Annotated in this window: 4 protein-coding genes and 2 pseudogenes; 2 read left to right on the top strand and 4 right to left on the bottom strand. The window is 56.9% G+C overall.

All coding sequences use genetic code 11. The features are described 5' to 3' along the window. A pseudogene (locus HMPREF3120_RS09850) lies at window positions 1-226 on the top strand (hypothetical protein); the annotation flags it as partial. Here the strand turns inward: HMPREF3120_RS09850 and HMPREF3120_RS09855 are convergent. Then, on the bottom strand, window positions 227-1456 hold the full coding sequence (locus HMPREF3120_RS09855; protein ID WP_052205465.1) for an MFS transporter: 1230 nt from the start codon (window positions 1454-1456) through the stop codon (window positions 227-229). A 91-nt stretch (window positions 1457-1547) separates the two neighbouring features. Between HMPREF3120_RS09855 and HMPREF3120_RS12295 the strand changes: the two genes are divergently transcribed. Further along, the gene (locus HMPREF3120_RS12295) at window positions 1548-2225 is read left to right on the top strand and encodes a TetR/AcrR family transcriptional regulator (RefSeq protein WP_070452898.1); all 678 of its coding nucleotides are present in this window, start codon (window positions 1548-1550) and stop codon (window positions 2223-2225) included. Between the two features lie 399 nt (window positions 2226-2624). On the opposite strand, the gene HMPREF3120_RS09865 is transcribed toward HMPREF3120_RS12295, so the two are convergent. The 3 genes and pseudogenes from HMPREF3120_RS09865 to HMPREF3120_RS12300 all read right to left on the bottom strand — a co-directional run. After that, window positions 2625-3392, bottom strand: a complete 768-nt coding sequence (locus HMPREF3120_RS09865; RefSeq protein WP_070452901.1) for an ATP-binding protein — start codon at window positions 3390-3392, stop codon at window positions 2625-2627. Then, the gene (istA, locus tag HMPREF3120_RS09870; RefSeq protein WP_070452904.1) at window positions 3389-5032 is read right to left on the bottom strand and encodes an IS21 family transposase; all 1644 of its coding nucleotides are present in this window, start codon (window positions 5030-5032) and stop codon (window positions 3389-3391) included. Before istA ends, HMPREF3120_RS09865 begins: the two co-directional genes overlap by 4 nt. A 129-nt stretch (window positions 5033-5161) precedes the next feature. Continuing rightward, window positions 5162-5341, bottom strand: a pseudogene (locus HMPREF3120_RS12300) (hypothetical protein); the annotation flags it as partial.

Below are 5341 nucleotides of genomic sequence, written 5' to 3' on the forward strand. Positions count from 1 at the left end.
GATACTCACCCGGGCGTTACTGGATACTCACCACGGTGTTACTAAATCCGTAGTCCTAACAGCTATCGCGTCCCCATTCGTGGCCATGTCTCAGTCGTTTAGCAAGCAGGCGAATACGCTCTGGTACGAGATTTTCGATGTCGTCAAAGACAACTCGCTGGTGGACTACTCGGGGCCGACTCCTGCGGATAACGTGATGGAACGGCTACTTCAGGCACGCTCATAGTTATTGGCGTAGTGCGGGTACGGTGTGGGCGTAGATGACGACCACTGCAATCAAGGCGATACAGACGGCGAAGGGTGCCAGCGGGTTCCACCCGTAAAGGGCGGTCGAAGCCAGCGGGGCAATCGCGTACGCCAACCCATTATTAGCGTTGATGATGCCAGCCACTGCGCCTTGCTCATCTGCACTCATCTTCAAGGTTGGGCCAGTGTTGTACCCGGGCATCGCCAGTCCCATACCTACCCCCAGCACGATACACCCGACAACCAGTAAAGCGTGCGAGGAGGTAGGCCAAATGAGCACAGTTGCAACTAGTGTAATGGCCAGACCAGTACGTAAAAGCTTCGCTGCTCCCCACCCTGTCTTTGGAGCAATCACCGCTTGGGCAATGATCATGGTCACGCCCATGATGGTCAGGTAAATCGCGGAAATACCTGCGGTCGCAGTTGCCGACAGGGCGAAGCGGTCTTGGACAGTGAATCCAAAAATCGTAGCAACAGAAGAAAACACAAGAAACATCACCAGACCAGTTGCTAGCCAGGGAGCTACACGCGGATCAGTGAAGCGAATCCGTTGAGGCTTTGCAAAAAGTTGCCCTCGGCTTTGAGGTGCGAAACTCACCAAGAGAACAACCAGACCAATCACCATCACAACGGGCATGACCACCAAGGGCAAGAGCAGGCCACCAGCAGCGGCTAACACACCTCCAGTAACACCTCCAACAATGGAGGCCATCCCTTGAGCCGCTCCAATCATGCCCAGTGCTTTTACCCGCCCGTTCTCGCTGGCAGCATGCGTGACCAGGTGGGCTTGCGCGGTCGGGGCGATCGCTGAAATCCCTCCACCATAGAGCAAACCACGAGTGATCACAACACCAAAAACTAGTCCGACACCGCCAACTACCTGGTTCATCCCCAGGTAGGAGACAATACCGAAGGCGCTCAAAGCGATGATCGCGATCACAAGCCCAGCAGCGAGTACACGTTTAGCGCCGACACGTTGGGAAGCTCGCCCCCAATAAGCACTCAAGCTCGCTAGTACAATCGCTGCCAAAGAGATAGTGGCGCCAATATGCCATTCCCGCAATCCCATCTGTCGTGACAGTGGCGCGATGATCGGATTGAGAATCATTTGCCCCATAAAGGCGAGAAAAACGATTCCCACTACCAGGTTCGCTTGCGCTCCTGGATCAATAGAGCTCTGTGTCGGCTTATTACTACGAGGGTCGGGCATCACTACACTCCATTACTAGAACACTGTTTCACTTAGGGATATTGTAGAATGGTGTTCTAGTAAGGGTCAAGGAATAAGTTAGGGTCACCTTATGAACACTGTGCTAACGGGGCGAAGGGCTGGGCTATCACGCGAGCTGATTGTCAAACAAGCTGTACAGTTAAGCGCGATCAGTGGCGTTGAGGGATGGTCAGTACGGGACATTGCCCGTGAACTGGGCGTGGTTCCCTCAGTGATTTATCATTATTTTCCAAACAAGGAAGCCATTTGTGATGCTGTTGTAGACCGGGTATGTGTCGGGATTGAAGTTCCCGACTCGGACCTTGAATGGAAAGCCTGGTTTCGAGCTATGGCTCACAATCTACGCCCCGCATTGTTAGCATATCCGGGGATTACCGACAGGTTCGCGCGGGGCAAGTTCACCGAACAGTTTTTGCCGATGATCGATGGAGCCTGGGCCAAACTACAAGAAGCTGGGTTTGGTGACAATTCGCCTGTGGCCTACACAATTATCGCGAACTCGATCATCCACACGATCGGAGCGAGAAACCTGCGCGCATCCAATCAAATCCAGCCTCGCCACAACCTGCACGAAATGCTTGTCAGGCTTGAGCCTATGATGGCTCAATCTGTTGGACTGACCAGTATTGTCAACTCTTACCTGGAGCCTCTCTCACACCCTGATGAAGAAGAAGCGATGTCCGAGGAATACTACGACCTCGTCATCGATGTGATCCTAGACGGCATCGAACACACCCTGCTGCCTTAACTCTGACCCACTTCTCAATCATCGTCTTAGTGAGCGCCCGCACAGCTGTGTACTTCAACACAGCGGATGTAGCCCAGTTGATAAGCCGGGTCAGTTCACGTTCACCCCCGCGTTCTCATGGTCACGGAGACGGTTAAGTAGTTCTTCCTGATACGGATTATTCATGGTGTGCCCTTCATCCAGGTATGGGTAAAGGGGGCCAAGGCACACACCCTGACCCCTTCGCTGTCTGCTACGGGCTAGCGTCTACTCGGTAGCACCCGCCGTGGTCGGCTCCACCACATCCTGTTCAGCCGTCGCCAGCGCTGTTTAGAAGATTGAAATGGTAGCGGTGTGGTGAGTTTGTGGTAGCGCCTGAGTGGGGATCCGGTAGCGGTTCCTGCTCAGGCGTTTTGTGTGTTACTGGTTAGCTCCCAGTCTCATGTTTGGTCCTTCGAGGGTGATGATTTCGGCGCCGGCGATGAGTCGGTTGAGGATGGACTCGGCGATGACGGCATCCGGGATGGATCTGTACCAGTCTTGCGGGGTGAACTGTGAGGTCACGATGGTTGATCGGTTGCCTTCTCGTTCGGAGAGAATGTTGAAAAGCAGGTGCGCGGTGGCGGCATCGACTGGGGTGGTGAGGAAGTCGTCGAGGACTAACACGTCGACGCTGATCAACTCGCGGGTGAGTTTGAGCCGGGCTGGGTCGTCGAGTGGCATCACTGCGAAGTGCGCGGCAAGCATGTCGGTGCGGTAGAACCTGGCGGAGTAGTCGTTGCGGCATGCTGCGGTGATCAGTGCTTGGGCGAGGTAGCTCTTGCCGACTGAGGATTTGCCCAAGATGACAATGTTTTGGCCCAGGTGGCACCATTGCCCGTGAGCGAGTCGGCTGACTTGTTCTGGGTTGATGTTGCGGTCAGGCGCGTAGACAACGTCTTCGAGGCAGGCATCGGGGTTTGGCGATCGTGATGCCTTGAGCAGTTTGTTGATGCGGCGTTCGCGTCTGGCCGCGACTTCTTTGTCGAGTGCGTAGAGCACCTTTTGTGAGAAGGTCCACGTGTCGAAGGTTGGGTCGTTGGCGATGTCGATGACGCTTTTGCCGAAAGCTGTCATGCGCATTGCTGTGAAGTCCGCGAGGACGGATTCGTCGAGGAAACGCTCTTGCGGCGGGGTCGGTGGGGTCATGGTGTTGTGGTTCCTTTCTTGATGAGGTTGTCCAGGCTGAACTGTGCTGCACCACCGAGGTAGGCGCCGCTGGTGTCGCGTGTGGCAGCGGCGGGCGTGCGATCCGGATGTCCAGGTGTGGCCGGTGTCTGGTGGTCGAAGCCGTGTGGTCGGGTTGCGGCTTCTTTGCGTACGGCGGCCATCATGTTTTTGACCGCGGTGTAGGACACTGCCCGGCGGGTCTCGTCGGAGGAGACCAAGCGTTTACATGCTTCTTCCAGCACGAGCTTGTTGGCGTGTTTGCCCATTGACAGCACGTTTCTGCACGATTGGTAGGCCTGGGCCGGGATTGCTTTCGCCGCGATCATTTCCTCGATGACGGTGCGTGTCGCCGGGCCGATCTTTTGGGCTTCGCGCAGGAAGTAATCGCTCGTCCACAGTCCCTGGGTGTGATCCATGTTCGCCGGAATGTGGTCGGCATCGGTGACATACGCCCCGCGGGTGTGGGCAAGCGTGTGGGTTGTAACGGCACGGCCACCATCGAAGACCGTGAGCACTTGCCCGGTGATGCGCACATCGACAGTGCGGCCAACGAGCTGGTGCGGCACGGAGTACCGCACGCTGGCTACGGTGATGTGGAAATCCGGGGCGATCTTGGCGCGTTTCCACTCGGTGCGCTGCCACGGGGTATCGGGAAGTGCTGTCAAAAGGTGCTTTTCGTGCGCATCGAAGATGTCTTTGCGGCTTGACTGCTGGTGACGAAACGGCACCGCTTGGTTGATCTGGTCAACCAGCTGCTGAATTCGCGTGTTGAGTTCGTCTAGGTCGACGCACTGGTGGCCATCGAGTGCGTGGATAACTTTGTGGGTGACGATCTTGACTGCGGCTTCGACATTGGCTTTGTCTTTCGGCCGCTTCGCTCGTGCAGGCAGTGCTGCGGTGTTGTAATGCTCCAGAAACTGCTCGTAGGTGTCGTTGACCTTGCGGTTTCGATCCGCCGCGCTGATCGCGTTCGACGCAGTCGAGGCATTATCCGGCACCACAACCTCAGGCACGCCCCCGAAGTAGGCGAACGCGTGGTGGTGGGCATCAAGCCAGGAATGCTGGCGCTCATCCGGACATGCGAGGGCAAAAATCATCCCTGAATACGGCATTGAGGCGACAAACACGCTGACCTTCACCCCCGGTGCGCCGTCAGGGTCGAACAGGCGCATCTTGGTGCCTGCCCAATCCACCTGCATGGTGTGCCCCGGTGTGTGAGTGATGCGTGCGGTCAAACCGGCCGCATCGACATGAGACGCCACCAACTGGCGAAACCGGTCGTAGCTGTAATGGAGCTGGCCGGGTAAAGCAGGTGTGGTGGTGTAGCGCGCCCACAGCACTTGCAGTGTCTGCTTGTTACGCCCCGTGCGGGCTTTGACCACCGCATCGAAATCGATAGGGACGAATTCGCCCTGGCCTGTACTGCGCCCATCTACGAATAACTCGTCGAGCTCATCATCCGTCAGCGCCAAAACCTGGTCGACCGTGCGAATCCCGAGGGATCGAAGCACCTGGTTCGACCGGGAAATCGCGCGGTGGGAGCATCCCAGCTGTTGTTCAATCTGGCGGTACGAACGCTGCTGCACAAGCAGCTTCATCACCGCCCGGTAATCCGTCATCAGCGGACTCCTTCCGGCAACCGGCTACACCCCTGTGGTGCAACCACCCGAAAGCATCACCCGCCACCGCCAACCCCGCTACCGGAAACCCACTCAACCGCTACCCGAAAGTCACCACACCGCTACCAACTAGCCGGTCGCAACAATATACCAGCCGACTAACGCCCGGACCTCAAGAAACTTCGGGTGGCGCAACAGCTCTACAAGTTTGGCATCAACCTCATCTGCGTAAGACTGCGTCGCGCCCTTTGCTCGCTCGCGCTCCCACGGAAGCGTGGCCTGTGTCAAATTTTGTGGACGGGTAAACCC

This window comes from Corynebacterium sp. HMSC11D10 (assembly GCF_001806995.1).
Taxonomy (GTDB): domain Bacteria; phylum Actinomycetota; class Actinomycetes; order Mycobacteriales; family Mycobacteriaceae; genus Corynebacterium; species Corynebacterium coyleae.

Excerpts from the sequence above, each read along its gene's own strand:
- HMPREF3120_RS09855 (WP_052205465.1), bottom strand. The coding sequence starts at position 1,456 with ATGCCCGACCCTCGTAGTAATAAGCCGACACAGAGCTCTATTGATCCA.
- istA (WP_070452904.1), bottom strand. The coding sequence starts at position 5,032 with ATGACGGATTACCGGGCGGTGATGAAGCTGCTTGTGCAGCAGCGTTCG.
- HMPREF3120_RS09865 (WP_070452901.1), bottom strand. The coding sequence starts at position 3,392 with ATGACCCCACCGACCCCGCCGCAAGAGCGTTTCCTCGACGAATCCGTC.
- HMPREF3120_RS12295 (WP_070452898.1), top strand. The coding sequence starts at position 1,548 with ATGAACACTGTGCTAACGGGGCGAAGGGCTGGGCTATCACGCGAGCTG.